Below are 21,576 nucleotides of genomic sequence, written 5' to 3' on the forward strand. Positions count from 1 at the left end.
AACCACTAGTTTAAAGGGACAAGTCACTAATTTTGAAAGGATTTAATCAGCAATGATGAATAACAATCGATATTGGTTGTTCCTATGTGCCTGTTTATTAATTGGTTTGGTTCAGGTAACCACCAAAAGTGGCATAAGCCAATGGAAGCTCGAACAAGCCCAACGCTATGCCGAACAGCGCTTCCTCGGATACATTGCTGAAGCAAGGCGAACCCTGAAACGTTTCTATTATCTGCCCTACCTAGTAACCAATGATGAAACCAGTGTGCGTTTCATTGATGGTGAAGCCCGCCTAGAAAAACGCATTAAGAAGCAGCTGATTCAATTGGATAAAGCCGCCAACACCAAGGGCTGGTATCTGCTTTCTGGCGAAGGTGATTTGTTGGTATCGAGTGTTGAAAGAAGCAAACTGAGTAAAAAGAACGCCAGCACGATTGTCTCTAAGATCCACCAGCAAGGTGGTGCTATCTCTGTAGTGACAAAAAACAAAGGCGTGACACCCGATTACTTCATTGCAGCGCCGGTTTATCGGGCCTCTGATGTGGTGGGTATTGTCGCGGTGCAAATCGATTTGTCATTGTTAACCGATCAATGGTTTGCCGATGGAGAAGCAGTCCTGTTTCAGAACCCTCGCGATCAGTTCTTTCTCTCCAGTGACAACAAGCTGAGTGCCGACTGGTTCAATGACACCTTCAATTCTCAGCCCACAGCCACAAAACGTGAGCTGTATGACCAAACCCATATTCGCGTGTGGCGACTGCAAGGCAAAGACTATCTGATTCAGTCAATCAAGTTAGACGACCTCAATTGGCGTTTAACCTACCTGACGCCATTAACCAGCCTCAACCAGACCACTAACTGGATCAGCTGGAGTGTGGCGGTTGGCTGTCTTTTCATTCTGCTGTTGCTGGTTATTCTTTATCAAAGACGTCAGAAAAAGCTCAGTAATCTGCGAATCCAAAAGCTCATCGAAGAGTCGGAAAAACGACTGTCTGGAATGATCAATAAAACCCACGTTGGGCTGGTACTGATCGATAAGCATGGCCATATCCACGATATTAACCTGATGGCGAAGAACTACTTTTGCCTTTCTGATTCGATGATCAGCAACATTAAGGCATGGCAGTTATTTGAAGCAGGCAACCCAAATTCAACCACGTTACAGCTACTCAAGAACTTGGAACAACACCAAGAACTGGCTGAGATCACCAGCGTCGAAACCATGGCAAGACGCAGTGATGGCAGCTACTTCCCTGTGCTGTTCTCTATTAGCTCATTTCCTTGGCATTCAACGCCTTATTACCTGTGTACCGTAATCGACATCAGCAAGCGTAAGAAAGCAGAAATTGCAGTACAAAACGCCAATAAAACACTGCAACTGCGGGTAGAAGAGCGAACACAAGATCTCAAAGATGCGCAGCAAGAATTGGTGGAATCAAGCAAACTTGCCGCATTAGGGCGGATGTCGAGTGCGATCACTCATGAGCTGAATCAACCGCTTACTGGTCTAAAAACCCTGCTTTCAAGTAATCAGTTGCTGATGGAAAGAGGTGAGACCAAGATGTTGAAAGCGAACATGGACTTAGTAATGAGCCTCATCGACAGAATGGCCAACATGACCAGTCAATTGAAGTCGTTCGCCTTTAAAAGACTTGAGAAACCCTATCCAGTTTCACTCACCGACGCACTGCAAGAAACCCTACGAATTCACCAAGCCGAATTAGACAACGTCGATATTCGCGTGCGTGTCGCCTCTAATGTTTTGATGGTGATGGGAGAAGAGGCACGACTTCGCCAAGTGCTTGGCAACCTAATCAGAAACGCTGTAGACGCTACGCAGAATCAAACACTCGCGACCATTGTTATCAGCGCACACACCGATCGACAACGTGTGATCATCAAGGTGCAAGATAATGGCTGTGGCGTGTCAGAAGACCAACTCGAAACCATTTTCGAACCCTTCCATACCAACAAAAAGATGGGCGAAGGTTTGGGTCTAGGCTTGGCAATCACAGCAAACAACGTGCGAGATATGCAAGGTACCTTGATAGCCAAGAACAACCCAGATCAAGGCATGACATTCACGTTAACGCTACAGAATAGTGATAGTGAGTAGTCGCTTACATTGGGCGAGGAATCGCACCCGATTGAGAAGCGAAAACTAAAAAACCGCCCACAGAGGGCGGTTTTGATTCACTTATTGGCGTGTGACTTATTCGCTAATCCGTAACGGCTTACTCAGCTAACTGCTTCAACAGTAGCTCTGTCGGACGAACAATCGCGATGATTGATTCATCATAGATCTTCGCTGACTCAGACAGTATCGCTTGATAGGCGTTCGCATCTGATGCTCGAACTTTTTCACCCGCTTGTGCTTTAGCAATCAAGGTTAACGCCAAGTCTGCGACTTCCGTCGTTTTCTCTGCGACAACCACAGTCTCTACCGAAGACACATTGCCAGCGAAGACAGTTTTAGCCGCGAGTGCAGCCGCTTTTGCTTGTTGATAATGCTGAGCGAGTTGCTCAAGCGCTTGTTGATTACCCGTCGCAACGTCGTTGACCAAATCTTGCATCTCATACACAGCGTAGCTTTCCACTGGCAACGCATCAACGAAGCGGTTTAGACGCTCGTATTGGCTGTATAAAGTGCCCTTAGGCTCAGTGGAGTTCCACTTTTCCCAGTTGCGAGCGTAGTACTGTGCTGGCTCGGTGTATTTTGCAAGCACGCGTAGATCGTGGATATCTTGGCCTTTCGCAATACGTTTTAACAACATATCAGCATCGGCGTGGTGACGTAACCCAACCGACACTTCAGACCATGTATCCATCGCTTTCATACGCTTGTACATGCTGCGTTCGTCCGTCAATTCTGCATCAGACCAGAAGCGCTCTGCAATCGCATAGCTGCGTGGCCATAGGTAGTTTTCAACCGTGTGGCTGTCTTTATTTTCTAGCCACATGGTGATCTCACCGCCTAAAATCAGCTCTTTTTCTTTGTCGGTGAGCTCCGCAGGGTAACCACCGTTTGGCTCAGGAATCACACTGCCTTCAACATCACTACTCGCAATCACTTCACCTGTGGTTGGCCAACGCACGTTACCCACCAGTTGGTAACTGCCTTCAGCAAACCCATTTGGATTCAGATTCAAGTTGAATTCTGTGTACGACATGAAGTTATCGAAGTGGCCGACAAAGGTTTTACCCGGCACATAATCAAGGATGAAGATCTCTTCGCGAGACTTGCCGTTGTAATCACTGAATGCGCGGAAAGTCCCGTCTTTCGCTTCAATGATAGTCAGTGTTCCCTTACGTGGGCCGCCTTTTGAACGTGGCTTCTCCCATTGATACGTGACGAACTTTTCGCCACTGTGCAGCTTATCGTCAACAGTAATGCCACTTGGCATTGGGTCATTGCGATAGTGGTAGCTCGTCGGCTGAGGTTGATCTAGGTAATAACCCGTAGAAAGAATACCTGGGTAGCCCTCTTTCGCCGCACGGCCAATGCTGTCGTGCCCTTGCCAGCTTTGAATCACGATCGAAGTCGGCAGATCTTTATGCCAAATCTCATCCCAACCCGTCATCTTCTTACCGCGCTCTTCGAGCATCTTCTCAACTTTTACATTGAGGTAAGACTGCAGACCACGCTCGCCATCGATATTGTTCTCTTCAATGAACTGTTGATGCTTTTCGCTGTTTTTCCACTGTGCATAATTCGGCTCATCGCCACCAATGTGGAAGTACTCATCAGGAAACAGCTCGGTCACTTCATCAAACACGTCACCTAGCATCTCGTAGACTTCTGGGTTCAGTGGGTCCATGAGCGGCTCAAACACGCCCCACCCTCTTTCTTGCTCGTAGTTTTTCCCTTCACCGCCCGACATCAAACGCGGGTAAGCGTGAGCAACCGCAGAAGAGTGACCCGGAAGAGACACCTCTGGAATCACACGAATACCAAGATTACGCGCGTATTCAACTAAGTAGCGAACTTGGTCTTTGGTGTAGTAATTACCATCAGCGGTTTCAGACCACAAACGCGGCCATGATTCGGTTTGAATGCGAATGCCTTGGTCGTCCCAAAAATGCCAATGGAACACGTTCATCTTCGCCGACGCCATCGCATCTAACTGACGAATCAGCACATCGAATTCAATGAAGTGACGTGAAGTATCGTAAGAAACACCACGCCAGCGGAAACGAGGCTCATCGACAATGGTTACAGCAGGAATATGGTAGCCAGTCGCTGTCGTTTCAACGAGCTGTAAAAGGGTTTCGATGCCGTGAATAGTGCCGTATGGGCTTGGAGAGCTCAGCGTGATTTGTTCACCCTGAGTGGTAATTTTGTAGGACTCTACAGAGTCGATATTTTGTATTTCAGACTTTGGTGCTGCGTCGATATCTATGATCAGGTTCGCTTGGTCTTCGCTATCAACCTGCCAATTTAGAATCGGCACACCCGTCTGGCGCTCAAGGCGATCAATAAAGCGTTTCGCCGTGTATTCAACACGATCAGAATTAAAGCCTTTGATGTAAACCTTGAAGTTACCGTCGACCTTAACTTGCCCAGCTTGCAGCTCGACCGTTTGTGGGTACGGCATTAAATTTAGATCGGTATTTGGAGCCATTGCTAACGCCATTGGGGACACTACTGAACCTGAAATCAATAGGGATAATATAGTTTTTTTCATTATTAGTTTTCCTATATAAATATGGTTCTGTTTTGTTTATCGGAGGCGATTCACAAAACAGAACCATCAGCCACTGCTGTTGCTCGTTATATCTAATTCGAAAGCTTGTTATCGCTAGTTCAAAAGCTTATTGCTCGTTAACAAGAGCGACCGCTTCACGAACCAATACTGCAATCTCATCCCATTGCTCGTTCTCGATCATCTTTGGCGACACCATCCAAGTACCACCACAGCACACCACGCGATCCACTGCTAAGTAGTCATTCACGTTGTGTTTACCGATACCGCCCGTTGGCATTAAAGACACATCAACATATGGCGCTAGCAGAGACTTCACCATGTTGATGCCACCAGATGCTTCTGCAGGGAAGAACTTCAAGAAGTTAAGGCCCAGTTCCAGCGCTTGCTCAACTTGGCTTGGGTTGTTTACACCCGGAACGATTGGCATGCCGATTTCTTGGCAGCGTTTTACGGTGTTTGGATTCAGGCCCGGAGCCACGATGAATTCGCTGCCCGACTCTTTTGCAAGGTCGATCTGCGCAGGCGTTAATACTGTGCCGGCACCGATACACATCTCTGGGTACGCATCGCGCATTGCACGAATCGCGTCTGCTGCCGCTTCAGTGCGGAATGTCACTTCAGCAACGGGCAGGCCGTTTTCTACTAACACTTTTGCCAGTGGAATCGCGTGTTCAACCTTGTTGATTTGGATAACAGGAATAACTTTGAACTGCTTAAGTTTGTTGATCATTTCTTGAGACATAATAATTTCGCTTTTTATTTTATTTTTTAATCAGTTGGCTCATAGCGCTCACGGGGATGATCGCGCCAGAGTATTGAATAACGATGGAAGCCAGTTGGTGGCCAAGTTCGGCTGCGTCAGTGGCGCTCTCGCCAGTAAGACGCGCAGCTAAATAGCCCGCAGCGAATGAATCGCCCGCAGCACAGGTGTCGACCACGTTAGAAACACGAGTCGCTGAGACATAATTCTCAATAATGTTGCCCTGTTCAACTTGAACAACCTTGCATGGCTCGCAGCCACGTTTGATGACGATCTCTTGGCACCCCAAACGAAGGCAGCGTTGTTGAACGCTCTCTGAGTTACCCCAAACCAGCAGGTCGTCGTCTTCGGTAATCAAAGCGATGTCCACCAGCGGCAGTAACTTGGCATACCAATGTTGAGCTTGATCGGTGCTCCAAAGTTGCGGGCGATAGTTGTTATCAAAAACCACCTTGCCACCTTGATTTGAGAACACGCTAATGGCTTTGAATAAACGCTCGCGAGAGACATCATCCAAGATCGCGATACTGATACCGCTGATGTAAACCGCGTCGACTTGCTTCTCTGTCAGAGCGATTTCAAGCTTATTCAGGTTGTCGGCTTGCTTGTTTAAGTTATCGATTTGAAAGTAAGATTTTACTGCCGCATCGTTGCGCCAATAGTGAAAGTGTCGCTCGCCTGTCTCGTCGGTTTCGACCATGTAGAGCCCAGGAAGCTTGTTTGGGATGCGTTCAACGAAATTGGTTTGAATACCCTCTAGCTGCCAGTTATCAAGCATGTTCTGAGACAGTTCATCGCTACCAAGTCCAGTAGCGTAATGAACAGAGAGATTTTGATGATAGGTTAAGCGAGAAAGGTAAAGTGCGGTATTGAGCGTGTCACCGCCGAATTTTTTGGTTAATGGAGAGCCGCTGATTTCGACCATGCACTCGCCAAAAAAAGCAATATTGAAGTTAGATGATGCAGGCATAGCAGATCCTAAAATAGAGAGATAAATGGGGAAGAAGGCTCTACCGAGAAGCAGAGCCTGAGCTAGCTAAACCACTCCACAGCTTGTTGTACTAAGTTTGTTGTACTAGTTAGCTGTGGAGCGTTTTAGATTAGCTTGTTTGATTTGCAGGACGTTGAGAAGACGCGTCTTCTTCAAGCACACCTGAGTCTGACAATTCCATCTCCATCAGAGCGCGCTCGTCATCAAGAATTGCTTTCGCCATTTCAGGTGTCACTTGGTTAGCCGGAGTACATAGGCTCACAACCACACCAGCCGTTAGGGCCACTAGACAAGAAGGAATCACAGGGTTACCCCAGAAAGCCGTGTAGTCTGCGTTTAGCATTACAACAAATGAAGCCACAGATGCACCCGCTAGAGTAGCAAGCGCACCCTGCCAGTTATAACGTTTCCAGAATCGACCCAACATACCGCACACAAACATTCCCGACATTACGGTTGAAATCATTTTCGTGATGTAGCCAATGATGTCGTTTGACGTTAGTGCGAACAACAGTGCAAAACCAATCACCACAATCAGTGCCAAGCGAGAATAGTTCACCATTGACTCTTTGTTTGGTACGCGGCCCGTGAACATCACGTAAACATCACGAAGTAGGATAGAAACACCGGCTATCGCATCTGAGCTTGCGCTCGACATCGTTGCAGAAAGACCCGCGATAAGAACAATCATGCCAACGCCAACCGGAAGGACCGTTGCAGCTACGTAAGGGAACGAGTAGTTCGCGTTATCCAATGTTGGGTCAATGGCATGTGCTGCCATACCGATGATTGCAGGGATGATTGAGAAGAAAAGGTACAACACACCCGATGCAACAAATGAGCGACGAACAGTTGATACGTCTTTACCTGAGTAGATACGCTGACGGAATGAAGGCGTCGCCAGTACACCTACACCAATAACCACAGCCAGAGAAACAGCAGGCAAAAGACCCAGTTTATCGATTGCTAAAAAGCTTGTAGCAGCAGGATCCATTGCAGCGTAAAGGTTATCCATGCCGCCGATGTAATCAACTGACATTACCGCCATCAAGATGAAGCCAGCAAAAAGAATGATAGCTTGAATGGTATCGGTCCAGACAACCGCGGTGTAACCACCGATCACCACGTAAATAGTGAATGCCGCTGCAATAATGATTTTCGCTAGGTTGAGATCGATGTCTGCAATCCACGCTAAGTACATGCCGCCACCTAGAATGTGGGCGCCTAACCAACCAATTGAAGCGACAAAGATCAGTACACCTACAACGTTTTTCACGATGCGGTTAGCGCCAACATAGTAAGCCAGTTCTTCACTCATGGTCATGAAATTCAATTTACGAACCGGAGCAAACCAAAGTGCAAGTAATAGGATGCCTATCGCACCACCAATGCCGTACAGAGCACCTGCCCAGCCATTTGCGTAGCCGAAGCCAACCGCACCCATACTTGAACCCGTACCGACCATCGTCGCTACTGTTGTGCCAAGTACTAAGAACATAGGTAGGCCACGGCCACCTAATAAGAAATCTTCGCCAGATTTTTGATTACGCGAGACAAACCAGCCTAACCAAATTAAAAATAATACGTACACGCCGAAGCCTGTAAGAAAAAGTGTGCTGTTCATTTGACACCTCTCAGTGAAATATTGAGTTCATTCCTGAACTTTATTTATGATTCATTCATTTTATATTTCATATAATTACTTTATTGATTCTATATTTTTTAATTAAAGTAATTTTTATAAATGTAGGGTGAGAGTATTAAAGGATAATAACAGGGATGACTAACCCCTAATACTCTCTAAGTAGGTAATTGTGATTAGGTTATTACTATCCGCGATCGGCGCGGTAGCAAGTCACATCTACTTCAACCTTCACGTCTACAACTAAGTCGCAAACCATGCAGATACGGGCCGGTGGGTTAGCACCGAAGAACTCTTTGAATACCTTATTAAAAGATTGGAAGTAACGAGAATCCGTTAGCACAACCTTTACGTGTATTACGTTTTCTAGGCCGTAGCCCGCTTCAGTCATGATATCGACACAGTTTTGGATCGCTAGGCGAGACTGGTCAACAATGCCACCCTCAACCACTTCACCATCTGTCATCGGTGTCTGGCCAGAAACGTATAGGAAACCACCTGCTTCAGTTGCACGTGCAAATGGTAAATGTTGTCCGCCTGTACCTGTACCGCCTTCAACACCGTAACGTTTAATAGTCATTTTTTAACTCCACTTATTTATAGATACTATTGGGTTTATAGATAAAACAGTTTCTATTCCAATATATTTAAATTAATTCGCCGTTTTTATAATAACCTGAATTTAATAAATAATATAAACTCTAGTTTCGGTAAATAAAAACGCCTGAACGATTATTTCTTACTTTTCCTTGCTGGTAAGTTAACTCACCATTTACAAATACACTTTCTATTCCTTCAGCAACTGAAATAGGATTTTCAAATGTTGCTGTGTCTTTAATATTCTTTGGATCAAATAAAACTAAATCAGCAAAGGCACCACAGCGAACTTCGCCTCGGCCCGCTAAGTTGTAACGCTGCGCCGACATTCCGGTCATCTTGTGAATCGCTTCTGGCAACGAGAACAGTTTTTCGTCTCGGCAATAGTGACCTAGCACTTTCGGGAAGGTGCCCCACAATCTTGGGTGTGGATGCGGGTCATTTGGTAAACCGTCTGAACCGACCATGGTCAGTTTGTATTTCAATACGCGCTTTACGTCGTTCTCATCCATGCAGTGATAAACCGCGCCCGCTGGTTGAAGCGCTTTTGCTGCGTCCATCAGGGAGAGATTCATTTCATCAGCAATCTGCTTAAGCGTTTTGCCTGCATGTTCTGGTTTTGCTTCAGACCAAGTGATGAAGATGTCAAAATCGTCGGTCACTTGTTTCAAATCTAATGTCGAAGAACTCGCTGAGTATGGGTAACAGTCGCAAGACACATCTTGGTGCTCAGAAACCTTGTCCATTAAGTCGAGTACTTCAACGGTTCTACCCCAATTGCCCGCACCTGCACATTTTAGGTGGGAGATAACAACAGGCACTTTCGCGTATTGTCCTGTCTCAAACGCCTCTTCCATCGCGCTTAAGATCTCTTCAAATTCGGTACGCATATGCGTGGTATAGATGCCGCCGTGACCAGAAAGCACTTTCGCTAACTGCATCACTTCGTTGGCATTCGCTTGTTTCGCGCTTGCGTAAGCCAAACCCGAGCTCAAACCTAATGCGCCTTGCGCCATCGCTAAATCAAGGTTGGTTTGCATCGCTGCGATTTCGTCTTCGCTTGCAGTGCGCTGCAGGTCGTCCATCACTTGGTTACGCAATGTCGTATGGCCGACTAACGCGGCAACGTTTACTGCGGGTTGAGCTTGCTCTACCGCTTGTGCATACGCGGCGAAAGTTGGGTATTTAAAGTCAGCTTGTGCGCCTAAAAGATTCATTGGGTCAGGTGGATCGCCAGCCAAAACGGTTGGTGATGCGCTGATACCACAGTTACCAACAATCACGGTTGTGACACCTTGGCTGATCTTAGGCAGGCAGTCTGGGTAACGAATTACGTTGGTATCGTCATGTGTATGTACATCGATAAATCCAGGAGCCAATGCTAAGCCTGCTCCCTCAACCAACTGACCACAATCTTCGTGATCGATTTGACCAATTTCGGCTATTTTTCCATCTCGGATTGCTACATCGGCACAAAACGATTGTTCGCCGGTGCCATCAAACACCTCTACATTTTTAATTATCGTATCGAACAACATTTTTCACTCTCTCAATCCACTGTGTTGATGGAGCTATATTAGAAATTCAGCCGATTATTTTCAGTGACAAAACACACATAATATTTTAATTTGTGTGATAGTTTCTACCACAAAACAGATTGTGGATATATTTAAACATTAAATAACAACAACTTAAATCATGTTAGGAATCAGCAATGAAACATAACCCTGCACATAAAGATGTTATAAAGTATCAAAACGATAGTTTTGTCTTGACTGAAAAAGGCCAAAAAGGGAGAGCAATATCACAATCTGAGAACGGTATTTACCGACTGGTTGATGAAGACATTTCGCTCCCGGTAGCAATTATCAAACAATCCGCCTTAACCAATAACCTGAATTGGATGCAATCATTCGCCGATCACCATCAGGTTAAATTGTCGCCACATGGCAAAACCTCCATGACACCTGATTTTTTCCGCCAACAGCTAGAAAATGGCGCTTGGGGCATAACAGTAGCAACACCTGCACAAGCCGAAATTGCGGCTATGGTAGGTGCGAAACGAATCATCATGGCAAACCAATTGGTGGGTAAAGCCAACATGGCGATCATCGAACAGCTTATTCGCGAATTTGATGTCGATTTTTACTGTTGTGTAGATTCATCGGTAAACGTGCAGCAACTTAACCAATATTTCACCAATACAAAGCAGACGCTAAAGGTACTGATCGAATTTGGTGTACCGGGCGGTCGCTGTGGTTGTCGTTCACCACAAGAAGTTCTAGAACTGGCTCAAACCATCCAAGACACACCAGCCCTTTCGCTGGCAGGTATTGAGGTGTATGAAGGTGTAATTCACGGTGACAATGCAGAACAAGATATTCGTACCTTCTTAAATCAGGCACTCACTTCAGTCGAAAGCCTCGTATCAGATGGGCTAATTGCAGGGCAACCTATTATCACTGGCGCAGGCTCGGCTTGGTATGATGTGGTGGCAGAATGCTTGGCGAACCTAACTGATTATTTGGCGATCATCCGCCCGGGCTGCTATGCCATTCACGACACAGGCATTTACCTAGACGCACAAAGCAAGGTGTTGCAACGCGCTCAAGTAAACCAAGGCTACGCGTGCGAATTGGGTGGCGATTTAGAATCGGCACTTGAGGTATGGGCGTATGTAATCTCTCGTCCGGAGCCAACCAAGTTAGTGGTTGGGCTAGGCAAGCGTGATGTGGCCTTTGATGCGGGTTTACCGATTGCCGAGCGCGGCTATCGCAATGGCAAAGCTATCTCAGTGAAAGGCTTAACCTCTACTGCCGTGATGGATCAACATACTTTTGTTGAAACTGACGGTTCTTCTGAGATTGAAGTGGGCGACATGATAGCTTTCTCGACCTCACACCCGTGTTTAACCTTCGACAAATGGCGCTACATTGCCATCAGCGATGACGAACATCAGGTGACCAAATGGGTAGAAACCTGCTTCTAGTTCAATTTTTCAATAAGCTAGAATCAGCGAAACAATAAGATATACTAACGGGGCTAAGCTTTAGCGACCAATGACTAGGTATTAGCAAATAGCCCCATCAACAAAGGATCAGGATTCTTGAGTTTAGAAGTAGATATCATTTCACAGATAACAGAGCGTTTCCCTGTTCTTCGTGATGCAGAAAAGAAAGTCGCCAAGTTGATCATGGACGACATTGATTTTGCTGCCAATGCCAGCATCACAGAGCTAGCCGAAGGTGCGCAAGTGAGTGAAGCCACCATCACACGTTTTGCTAAGGCGATCGGCTGCAGCAACGTACGTGATATGAAGATTAAGTTGGCTCAGACGCTAACCGTTGGTCAGCGCTTTATCCTCGAGCCTGTTGACCAAACGGGTTATCAAGGTATCTACGAATCGATCAAGCAGAGCCTAGACATCAACCGCACTCTGTTCAAAGAGCAAGACGTTGAAACCGCAGTCAGCTGGCTGCATAACGCCAGACAGATCATTGCTATTGGTATGGGTGGTGGTTCAACCATTGCTTCTCAAGAGCTGCAACATCGACTGTTTCGTTTAGGCTACCCAGTGGTGTCGTACAACGATGGCTTGATGTCACGTATGGTTGCTGCCACGGCAGATGCTAATGACGTAATGGTGATGATCTCTGCGACTGGCTTTACACCAGTGATCACAGAAACGGCAGAGCTGGCTAAGCAGTACGGACTTAAGATCATTGCGATTACCCCACAAGATACACCGCTAGCAAAAATTGCCGATATCTTGTTACCCATCAAGCATATGGAAACCGACTTCATCTACAAGCCGTCGGCTTCTCGCTACGCTATGTTGGCGTTAGTGGATGTGCTTTCTATGGGGATTGCTGTCAATCATAAGAACCGTTCTCGCGACAAGCTGCGTCGTTTGAAGGTTGCGTTAGATTCCTACCGAGGCGGTGGCGACCGACAGCCTCTCGGTGATTAACGAATCAAGGATAGAATGAGCTTAAATTCACGCGCGCGGCAGTCCTTTACCAGTTCGTATAAGCTCATTTCCAATCCTGTGATTTCGATACCAGCATCCGTTAATCGGCGGATTGCCAGATCCTTGTTGAGCGCCGTTCGTGAGCTAATACAGTCACCAACTACCTGAACATTGTACCCAAGTTCCAACAACCCCATTGTGGTTTGATAAACACAAATGTGAGCCTCAATACCACACACTAACCAAGTATCCACGTCCTTGGCTTGCACCGCCTCAACAAACTTAGGCTCGTTACACGCGTTGAACGTAAATTTTGGTATCGGCTTAGCATCGCTCAGCAGGTCATTCAGCTCGTCGACCGTAGCACCTAACTTCTCAGGATTCTGCTCCAAGCTAACAATTGGCAGACCCAAAACCTGCGCTCCTTGAGCTAACTTTCCGCAATTAGCAATCAGCGTATCGCTCTCATCAACAAGGCGTGCGAGCTTGCCTTGTACGTCCACAACCACCAAACCTGTATTTGCTCGGTTTAACATCCAACTCTCCTTGTCATGATTAGAATCAGCGTACTGCTTTGCTCTCAATAAACACCAAATAAATACTACAATAAAACAAATAGACAATTAGTTATTCGCTATTTTTCAAACAGTTAGAAAAAATAGCCTTACCTATAAGTTTAAAAAACATCGTTTTATTTAGCAAATTTAACCATTTGTCAATATATGAATTTTATTTATAAACAATATAACCAACAAATATTTCATTAGCTCTTGATAAATCAAGGGGCGCAGGTAATCACGTTATCAATGAAAAAATAGGTTTCATTTGTGAGGGTTTTATAAATCAATCATCAGAGATACCGTGATTTGCATCACAGGATGAGTAAACAAGGTATTATCATGAAAAAATCAGCATTAGCACTCGGCTTAATCGGTTTAGTTTCACTTCCAACTTTTGCAGCAGGTATCGATGGTGGCGCATACGTAGGTGGCGGACTTAGTGCCTATCAAGGTTCCGATACGGATGGAGCACCAAGTCTGGATTCAGACGGCATGGGCTACAACCTATACGGCGGTTACCAATTCAACCGTATCGTTGGTGTGGAACTTGGCTACAACGACTATGCAGATTACAAGAACAGCACAGACAAGCTTTCACCAACGTCTATCTCTGTATCAGCAAATGTCGGTTACACGTTCAACAACACCATTCGCCCATTTGTACTAGCTGGCTTGAGTTCCGTAGACCTCAACGCGAACAGCGGCGCTGGCTACAATGATGATAGCGGCACCGGCTTCCACTTTGGTGTTGGTGTTGAATACACACCGGTTGAGCACTTAACACTTCGCCTGATTTCGCAAGCAGACGCAGTAAGCGTAGAAGACTCTTATCAAATTAGTGGCTCTACGATCTCAACTGACGACCACACTCTAGCGTTCAACAGTGTGAGCTTCGGTGGTTCATACGACTTCTAATATTCACCCCAAACGACTACGTCGTAAGTAAGTAGCTCAAATTCACTTTGCTACTCTGCTCGTTGATAAGGCAGCACAGTAAAGTGAATTTTTGTATCTATGTAACGATTCAGCTTACAAAGCCATACAGTAATGAGCAAAAGACTCAGGGATAATTGTCACAACGGTCGAGAGGCGACGAGCCAACAACTAATAAAAATCGACAGTAACCGACAATCACATTTGAAGACATGACAGAGTGAGTAACAAAGATGAACAAGTTAACAAAATCAGCATTAGCACTGGGTTTAATCAGCGCAGTTTCTCTTCCTGCTTTAGCAGCAGGTACTGACGGCGGTGCGTACATTGGTGGCGGTCTTGGCATATACCAAGATTCTGACACCGATGGTCAAGGCAGTTTAGATTCAGACGGTATGGGCTACAACTTATATGGCGGCTATCAATTCAACCGCATCGTAGGTGTTGAACTTGGCTACAACGATTACGCAGACTACAAAAAAGGGACTGAAAAACTGTCTCCAACGTCTGTTTCTTTGTCAGCAAATCTTGGTTACACATTCGACAACACAATCCGCCCATTCGTTTTGGCTGGTTTAAGCTCTGTTGACCTAAACGCAAATACCGCAGCTCAGTATGCAGACGATAGCGGTACGGGTTTCCACTTTGGTGTTGGTGTCGAATACACGCCAATCGAACACCTAACATTGCGTCTGATTTCGCAAGCAGATGCAGTAAGCGTAGAGAACGATTACGGATCTAAGAAAGAAGACAAAACACTAGCATTCAGCAGCATTAGCTTCGGTGGCTCATACAACTTCTAATGTGATTGAACCACATAGAATAAGCTGAACATACTAATTCACTTTGCTGTTCCACCTTGTCATGAAGGTCACTCAGTAAAGTGAATTTTTTGTATCTACACACCTTAGCGTCATTTCACTTTAGCCAGTTTATCGCTCAGCGCCTTCTATTTGAGCTTTATGCATTGATATTAGAGCTTTCTTGGTAGCGAGACTAAAATAAAGGGATAAGTGACACAGGAAGACAAGACCTATGAATCTACCACGCTTAAACATGTCGATAAACAAACTCCCTTTCGTTTTGGCAGTGTATTACCTGCTTGTCATTAACTTGCCTATCTCACGCGAACTGTTCAATATTCTTAGTGCCTCACAAGCCGAAAGCATTGGGTTTATCATCTCGATCCCATTTTTCTTTCTCGCCGCATTCAACTTTATCTTTCAAGTATTCAACTGGCCGATATTCGCCAAAGCTTTTTTTATCTTGTTACTACTTACTTCCTCTTTAGTCAGCTACAGCATGTTCAACTACGGCATTTTTGTAGATTATGGAATGATAGAAAACGTCTTCGAAACCAACAGCGGAGAGGCTGCTAGCTACCTAAGCAGCTATTCTATTTTATGGTTTGTTCTAATGGGAGGAGTTCCGTCACTGCTGCTTTTATTTACGGATCTTGAAAGAGAATCTTGGAAAGATTTTGCTATTTGGAAGGCGATTGGATTACTCTCTTCGTTGATCGTCATTGCCATCATTGCCGGGTTGTTTTACAAAGATTATGTGTCGATTGGTCGTAATAACTCTCATCTTAAAAAGATGATCATTCCAACCGAATACGTCGCTTCAACCGCAAAATACATCAACAATACTTACATCAAAGAACCGATTCCTTACCAAGAAATCGGCTTAGATGCGCAGCTAAAACCAGAAGCTAAACAAGCTGAAAAACCAACCTTATTGGTGTTTGTTCTTGGTGAAACAGCACGTGTATATAACTACCAATATTATGGCTATGAGAAAGAAACCAATGCTCATACCAAACCCTATAGTCCGATCTTTTTCTCTGATGTTCAGTCATGCGGAACAGCCACTGCGGTTTCTGTGCCGTGTATGTTTTCTAACATGAATCGCAGCAACTACGATCGCGACAAAGCCTACAACCAAGATAACGTGGTCGACATTATGAACCGCGCGGGCATTCACTCTATCTGGCGAGAGCACGATGGTGGAGACAAGGCGGTCGCACATCGAATCAAAGAGATGACTCTCGTCGCCAAAGACAGCGACCCGCTGTGTAATAACGATGTGTGCTATGACACAGCGATGCTAGAGAACTTCGAACAAGACACTCAAGATCTTAAGCAAGATAGCATCATTTTCTATCATATTTCGGGATCTCACGGCCCAACGTACTTTGAGCGTTATCCAGAAGAACATAAGAAATTTACGCCTGATTGCGCTCGTGCAGATATCGAAAACTGCACCAAAGAGGAAGTGGTAAACACCTACGACAACACCATCTTGTACACAGATTTCTTTCTATCACAGGCTATTCAGAAACTAGAGAAACTCACCGATAAGTACAATGTCGCGCTGATGTACATTTCCGATCACGGAGAATCATTGGGAGAAAATGGCATCTACTTACACGGCATGCCTTATTCATTGGCACCGAAAGAGCAAACCCATGTGCCTATGATCATGTGGATGTCTGATGGTTTCGCCGAGCAGAAAGGGATAAACCAGACCTGCTTAAGAAAGGCAGGCAAAGAACAGAGCTTCTCCCAAGACAACCTGTTCGACTCTTTACTCGGCCTGATGGATGTACAAACCAAAGAATATCGAGAGAACCAAGACATTTTTGCTGCGTGTCGGTAGTGCTTTTGCTTATGTAAACCATCGGAAAACTCGAGTTGCCTGAACAAGCTCTCCTCAACTTCTCCTAAAAAGAAAAGACCTCGGTCTTTTCTTTTTTTTCGTCGCTAACATGGAGCCAGAGTGCTAATTTATAACGACGAAACAATGAGCTACATTTAATAGAGACAATAATGGAAGAGTCCGTCGTGCTCCAAAGACCAACCTGTCTTATTAGACTTTATCTCACTCACATCGCTCATTGAACTTACCAAGATTAAGCTCAGTTCAATACGGCACCTGAATGGCGCCACAATATCAATGTTTACGTCATATCATTAAGGACAAATGAATGGACGCTTTCATAATTTCAAGCTGGCAATTTTCTGAGGGTGTGGCACATGAACACACCACCAGCCCAGCCTCATTCGAGCAATCAACTTGGTATCACTGCCAAAGAGATGCTGACGGTTTGAGAGAATGGCTCCACAGTAATACGGTTCCAAATGCCATCATCGATTCATTACTCACCGATGACACCCGTCCTCGGTTCGAACAGTTTGGCCACGACTGTTTTTTGATGATTCTGCGAGGGATTAATCTAAACGAAGGTGCTAACCCTGACGACATGCTTAGCCTACGCATCTTATGGTACAAAGGCACTTTAATATCGACACGCAAAGTTCCTTCAAAAGCGGTCAGTAATCTGATATCTGATCTCAAACAAAACCAAGGCCCGACATCATTACCTGATGTATTACTGGGCATGATACGTGGAATCAACCACAGTATTTCAACCTTCCTAGTACCCGTCGAACTCTTGATTGACGAGTTAGAATCTAAATCCAATATCGACATAAGATCCATTAACGCTCTGCATTCAAGGCTACTTAGACTAAGGCGCTATTTGAAGCCACAGAAATACGTTTTTGAGGACTTAATGAGTGACCTGCCTACACCATTGAGTAAGCACAACAGTCATATAAAGAACAGCCTTGATACCATCCTGAGAATTAATGAGTCTGTTGAGTTTTACATCGAACAAATTAATGTATTTTTAGCGAGCCTAAGTCAGCAACAAGCTGAAAAAATGAATAGAAATACGTACCTATTTTCTATCATTGCGGGTATTTTCCTCCCTGCTGGGTTTTTCACCGGTTTGCTGGGTGTCAATATTGCAGGAATACCCGGAACAGATAACCCAATAGCATTCCCACTATTTTGCGTTGGGCTGCTCGTGGTCATAGCGGCAGAGGTCATTATTTTGAAAAAATTGAGGTTTATTTAATGGTTGAGTTTTTGCAATCCAATATGTGGCTTAAACAAGTGGGTTTAGGTTTACTTCTTATCACTGTTTATTGGGTGATAAAACGCTTGGGGAAAAACTGGATAGAAACATTAGCGGAAAATAAGCGCGTCGAATTGAAGCGAAAGCAGTTCGTGATTAAGTGTTTCAATATCGTTCTGTTTCTACTCTTCATCGCTGTGTTTACGATTGTTCTTAACTTGGGTTTTGGTGATATTTCGCTGTTTTTATCATCCATATTTGCGGTGCTGGGTGTCGCTTTATTCGCGCAATGGTCGATTCTAAGTAACCTCACAGCCAGTGTACTAATATTTTTCGTATTCCCTTATCGCATTGGCGACAGAGTAAGAGTCGCGGAGAAAGACGAAGACATCAGCGGTGTGATCATCGATATCACCATGTTCCACGTTATTCTTCGACACAGTTCGGGCAACATCATCACCTACCCTAATAACCTGATCCTACAAAAAGGCGTGATAAAGGTATTAGTTGAGCCTGAGTTAAAGAGTGAAACTGTCGATACAAAACTCATCAAAGCTGAAGACTCAGGAAAGTAATGCGCCCTATTCAACGTCCCAATCAATAAGTTCAGCAGAGGGCAAAATATCTTGCCCTCTTTCAATTAACATCAGCTCTTCTGTTAACACCCACACACCTTTCAAAACTGTCGTTTTTATTCAATACCGGCCTCAAGCCGTCGCCTACAATTGCTGTTATTGAAACGTGGCTCAGCTAATCAATTATCTCATCGTCAATTGACGTACCTGAGAACAAGATGACGACCACGCACTCTACCGAATCAAAACAGCAGGAATTCAAGCGATGTTAGACATCAAAAAAATCTCAACACTTAGTGACCTAAGCGAACTTCAAACGGCTTACTTTACCGAATCAACAGCACCACTCGATGGCATGTGGCATTTTGGCTTTGTGCCAATGTCTGACCATTTTGGTTTTTACGAAAACGGTAATCTTGTCGGTTATTGCGTGTTGAATGGCGAAGGCTACTTACTTCAGTTCTACCTAGCACCAACAGCCAGTACTCATATTGAAGACTTGTTCCCCTTAATCGTAGAGAACAACAGCTCTGTGATTGGTAATGTGAAAGGCGCATTCGTGAGTACGGCTGAGCCACAATATTTATCACTGTGTGTCGACAACACAGAGTCATTTAAAGTGAATGCGATGATGTACCGCCAAAACTCTCAAGCCAGATCTGATTGTGATTCAGACCGCATTGAAGAGATAGAGATGAGCCTCGCGACAGAAGAACAACTGGAGCAGTTCGTTGAGTTTGCTTCATCAGCGATTGGCGCGCCAAAAGAGTGGATCACCGGTTACTACAGCAACTTAATTGCTCGCCAAGAGCTATGGGGCTACATAGAAAATAACCATGTTCTAGCAACCGGAGAGTGTCGTAAGTTCGATGAGCATCAAACACAGTTTGCCGACCTAGGTATGATTGTCGCACAACAAGAACGCGGTAAAGGCTTAGCAACGCGTGTTCTTAACTTTCTAAAGCAGCACGCTAATAGCCAAGGGTTAGAAGCTATGTGCTCTACGGAAAGCAGTAATATTGGCGCACAAAAGGCCATCACACGCGCTGGGTTATCATCAAAGCATCGTATCTTGCAGTTTAATTTTAGCGAATTAAAGGAAACTGATTAGCCTTGATTCGGATTAACAAACATCAAGACTAAGTTCTAACAATAGATACTGATAAAAACTGTCACCTCCAACGATATCCACATATAGTTGGAGGTGACAGTCATCTGAAATAGAAGGTCTAATGATCAATTGGTTACAGTCTCCAAAATCCCCTGTAGTTGCTCAGTTCATTGATTGCTACTGGCTGATTGAAAAGACGCCCGACGCTCAAACTCATCAATTTCCGATACTCAATCCCGATCCATCAGCACACCTGATCTTATCGCCAAGCGAGCAAGCGTATCACTACACTATTGAGCAAAAAATCGATCAAGACGTTGGTTGCCATCTACTGCTGCCACACCATAAAGCCATCGAATTGGATCACTCGAAGCCCTTTGTTCACTTGGGCATTAAATTCCATGTCGGAGCCTTGTATTCATTGGTTATCCCAGATAGTCCTCACCCTAGCTTGGACAGGGTTAGTCCAGTCAATCTCGCAGGTTTGCTAAACAATCCAAACGCCGATGCAACGCTACTGATCAAGCTCGCTCAAACCCATGTTGAGGCCTGCTGTCAGCAGTTAGATGATTTGCTACTTCCTTGGCTATCGACAGCTAAAACGGATAGGCACAGCGAACTGACACGTAAGGTGTTGGGTGTGCTTGGTTCGACACCGATTGCAGAGCTTGGCGACAAGCTGTTTTGCTCGCAAAGAACATTGGAAAGAAGCTTCAACAAGGTAACTGGGCTGACATTAAAACAGTGCCAATCGATGAACAAACTCGAAGCGATGTTGGAATATTTGTATAAGCGAAATTTGGATGACATCGACTGGATGGACGTCGCCTTTCAATTTGGGTTTAGCGACCAACCGCACCTGATTCGTTACCTAAAGAAAACCATCGGTCTAACACCCAATACTTACGCTAAACAAGGCGGCTTAACTATTGATGTGTATGGTGGAGTGAAATCGGACTAACCCGCCTTTTGTCCATCAAGCACTCTTTGTCGATAGCGCACTATTTGTCTATAACGCGCATTCTTTCTATAACGAACGCTCTATCTATAACAAACGTCCTGTTTATAACGTACACCTCTGCCTTTGTGTCCCATTAGTAGCAAGTTTTATTGAGTTTAGATTTGCGACTAAATATACTGGGGACATCATCAAACGGAGGACAAAAATGAATAATGAAAACAAACATATAGTTTTAATTCATGGTCTATATATGCCTGCGTTGATCATGCAATATCTGGATAGAAACTTCAAAAAACGCGGCTTTACAACGCACAAATTTGCCTACAACTCGCTGCGCTTCCCTTCGGCCGCTAAACGTCTCAATCGTTTCATTAATGCCCGTTTCGATGAATATGATGAAGTCTACTTTTTTGGTCACTCACTGGGTGGCTTGCTGATTCGCCACTACTTTAAGTTCTACCAACCCGACTTTGCAGACACCTGTATTATTACCGCAGGCACACCGCACAATGGGGCAACCATCGCCAAAACACTGTCGAATCATGGGCTTGGATTTATATTTGGTTCGAGCAAAATGATCTTAAGCGATGGCTTGGGTGACTACGATATTGATGTGCCGATTGGCGTGATTACAGGCACTTACGACGCCGGAGTTGGACGTATTGTACTCGGAAAAAATCCGGGGGATGGCACAGTCACACTCGAAGACGCAAACCTGAGAGGGGCAACGGATACTTACGCTCTCAAACTCAACCACACGGCGCTTGTCTACTCCAAGGAAGTCGTGGCACTGTCGGCTCAATTCATCGAACACAGAGCTTTTAAGGACGCTTCATAGCTTTTGCGTT

The 21,576-nt window shown here is 45.1% G+C and carries 18 protein-coding genes; 11 read left to right on the top strand and 7 right to left on the bottom strand.

The features are described from left to right. Window positions 1-52: 52 nt before the first annotated feature. Window positions 53-2,116, top strand: coding sequence for an ATP-binding protein (locus tag AB4558_RS09560; protein WP_372158726.1), 2,064 nt, complete (start codon window positions 53-55; stop codon window positions 2,114-2,116). 118 nt (window positions 2,117-2,234) lie between these two features. Here the strand turns inward: AB4558_RS09560 and AB4558_RS09565 are convergent, their stop codons facing one another. The 6 genes from AB4558_RS09565 to AB4558_RS09590 all read right to left on the bottom strand — a co-directional run bounded on the left by AB4558_RS09565 (window position 2,235) and on the right by AB4558_RS09590 (window position 10,234). Continuing rightward, complete coding sequence (locus tag AB4558_RS09565) at window positions 2,235-4,685, bottom strand: family 20 glycosylhydrolase (RefSeq protein ID WP_017095814.1); 2,451 nt, start codon at window positions 4,683-4,685, stop codon at window positions 2,235-2,237. Window positions 4,686-4,812: 127 nt separating this feature from the next. Further along, window positions 4,813-5,448 carry a bifunctional 4-hydroxy-2-oxoglutarate aldolase/2-dehydro-3-deoxy-phosphogluconate aldolase gene (locus AB4558_RS09570; RefSeq protein ID WP_017084927.1) on the bottom strand — a complete coding sequence of 212 codons (636 nt, stop codon included), beginning with the start codon at window positions 5,446-5,448 and terminating at the stop codon, window positions 4,813-4,815. Between the two features lie 19 nt (window positions 5,449-5,467). Next, window positions 5,468-6,436, bottom strand: a complete 969-nt coding sequence (locus tag AB4558_RS09575) for a sugar kinase (protein ID WP_017095815.1) — start codon at window positions 6,434-6,436, stop codon at window positions 5,468-5,470. 130 nt (window positions 6,437-6,566) lie between these two features. Further along, a complete protein-coding gene (locus AB4558_RS09580) occupies window positions 6,567-8,081 on the bottom strand; it encodes a sodium:solute symporter family protein (RefSeq protein WP_017089370.1) in 1,515 nt (504 codons plus the stop codon). A gap of 205 nt (window positions 8,082-8,286) precedes the next feature. Further along, the gene (locus tag AB4558_RS09585; RefSeq protein ID WP_372158728.1) at window positions 8,287-8,679 is read right to left on the bottom strand and encodes a RidA family protein; all 393 of its coding nucleotides are present in this window, start codon (window positions 8,677-8,679) and stop codon (window positions 8,287-8,289) included. 121 nt (window positions 8,680-8,800) lie between these two features. Further along, window positions 8,801-10,234 carry an amidohydrolase family protein gene (locus AB4558_RS09590; protein WP_017095817.1) on the bottom strand — a complete coding sequence of 478 codons (1,434 nt, stop codon included), beginning with the start codon at window positions 10,232-10,234 and terminating at the stop codon, window positions 8,801-8,803. A gap of 176 nt (window positions 10,235-10,410) precedes the next feature. Between AB4558_RS09590 and AB4558_RS09595 the strand changes: the two genes are divergently transcribed. Next, the gene (locus AB4558_RS09595; protein ID WP_017095818.1) at window positions 10,411-11,685 is read left to right on the top strand and encodes an amino acid deaminase; all 1,275 of its coding nucleotides are present in this window, start codon (window positions 10,411-10,413) and stop codon (window positions 11,683-11,685) included. Between the two features lie 117 nt (window positions 11,686-11,802). Continuing rightward, window positions 11,803-12,666, top strand: coding sequence for a MurR/RpiR family transcriptional regulator (locus AB4558_RS09600; protein ID WP_017082877.1), 864 nt, complete (start codon window positions 11,803-11,805; stop codon window positions 12,664-12,666). Here AB4558_RS09600 and AB4558_RS09605 read toward each other — a convergent pair. After that, window positions 12,663-13,202: a hydrolase gene (locus tag AB4558_RS09605; RefSeq protein WP_017095819.1), complete on the bottom strand. Its 540-nt coding sequence runs from the start codon at window positions 13,200-13,202 to the stop codon at window positions 12,663-12,665. The genes AB4558_RS09600 and AB4558_RS09605 overlap by 4 nt on opposite strands. Before the next feature lie 363 nt (window positions 13,203-13,565). Between AB4558_RS09605 and AB4558_RS09610 the strand changes: the two genes are divergently transcribed. The 8 genes from AB4558_RS09610 (at window position 13,566) to AB4558_RS09645 (ending at window position 21,566) form a co-directional block, all read left to right on the top strand. After that, entirely contained in the window at window positions 13,566-14,141 is a 576-nt protein-coding gene (locus AB4558_RS09610; RefSeq protein WP_372158731.1) for a porin family protein, read from the top strand. 251 nt (window positions 14,142-14,392) lie between these two features. Then, on the top strand, window positions 14,393-14,962 hold the full coding sequence (locus tag AB4558_RS09615; protein WP_017095821.1) for a porin family protein: 570 nt from the start codon (window positions 14,393-14,395) through the stop codon (window positions 14,960-14,962). Between the two features lie 232 nt (window positions 14,963-15,194). Then, complete coding sequence (locus tag AB4558_RS09620; protein ID WP_017095822.1) at window positions 15,195-16,817, top strand: phosphoethanolamine transferase; 1,623 nt, start codon at window positions 15,195-15,197, stop codon at window positions 16,815-16,817. 328 nt (window positions 16,818-17,145) lie between these two features. Further along, window positions 17,146-18,081 carry a CorA family divalent cation transporter gene (locus AB4558_RS09625; RefSeq protein WP_017078431.1) on the top strand — a complete coding sequence of 312 codons (936 nt, stop codon included), beginning with the start codon at window positions 17,146-17,148 and terminating at the stop codon, window positions 18,079-18,081. Further along, entirely contained in the window at window positions 18,081-18,656 is a 576-nt protein-coding gene (locus tag AB4558_RS09630) for a mechanosensitive ion channel family protein (protein WP_017078430.1), read from the top strand. The genes AB4558_RS09625 and AB4558_RS09630 overlap by 1 nt, the downstream gene beginning before the upstream one ends. 265 nt (window positions 18,657-18,921) lie before the next feature. Further along, window positions 18,922-19,767, top strand: coding sequence for a GNAT family N-acetyltransferase (locus AB4558_RS09635; protein WP_017095823.1), 846 nt, complete (start codon window positions 18,922-18,924; stop codon window positions 19,765-19,767). 121 nt (window positions 19,768-19,888) lie between these two features. Next, the gene (locus tag AB4558_RS09640; protein ID WP_017095824.1) at window positions 19,889-20,728 is read left to right on the top strand and encodes an AraC family transcriptional regulator; all 840 of its coding nucleotides are present in this window, start codon (window positions 19,889-19,891) and stop codon (window positions 20,726-20,728) included. 205 nt (window positions 20,729-20,933) lie between these two features. Then, on the top strand, window positions 20,934-21,566 hold the full coding sequence (locus AB4558_RS09645; protein WP_017095825.1) for a triacylglycerol lipase: 633 nt from the start codon (window positions 20,934-20,936) through the stop codon (window positions 21,564-21,566). The last annotated feature ends 10 nt before the right edge of the window (window positions 21,567-21,576 follow it).

The organism is Vibrio sp. 10N.222.51.C5 (genome assembly GCF_041474575.1).
GTDB classification, from domain to species: Bacteria; Pseudomonadota; Gammaproteobacteria; order Enterobacterales; family Vibrionaceae; genus Vibrio; species Vibrio crassostreae_C.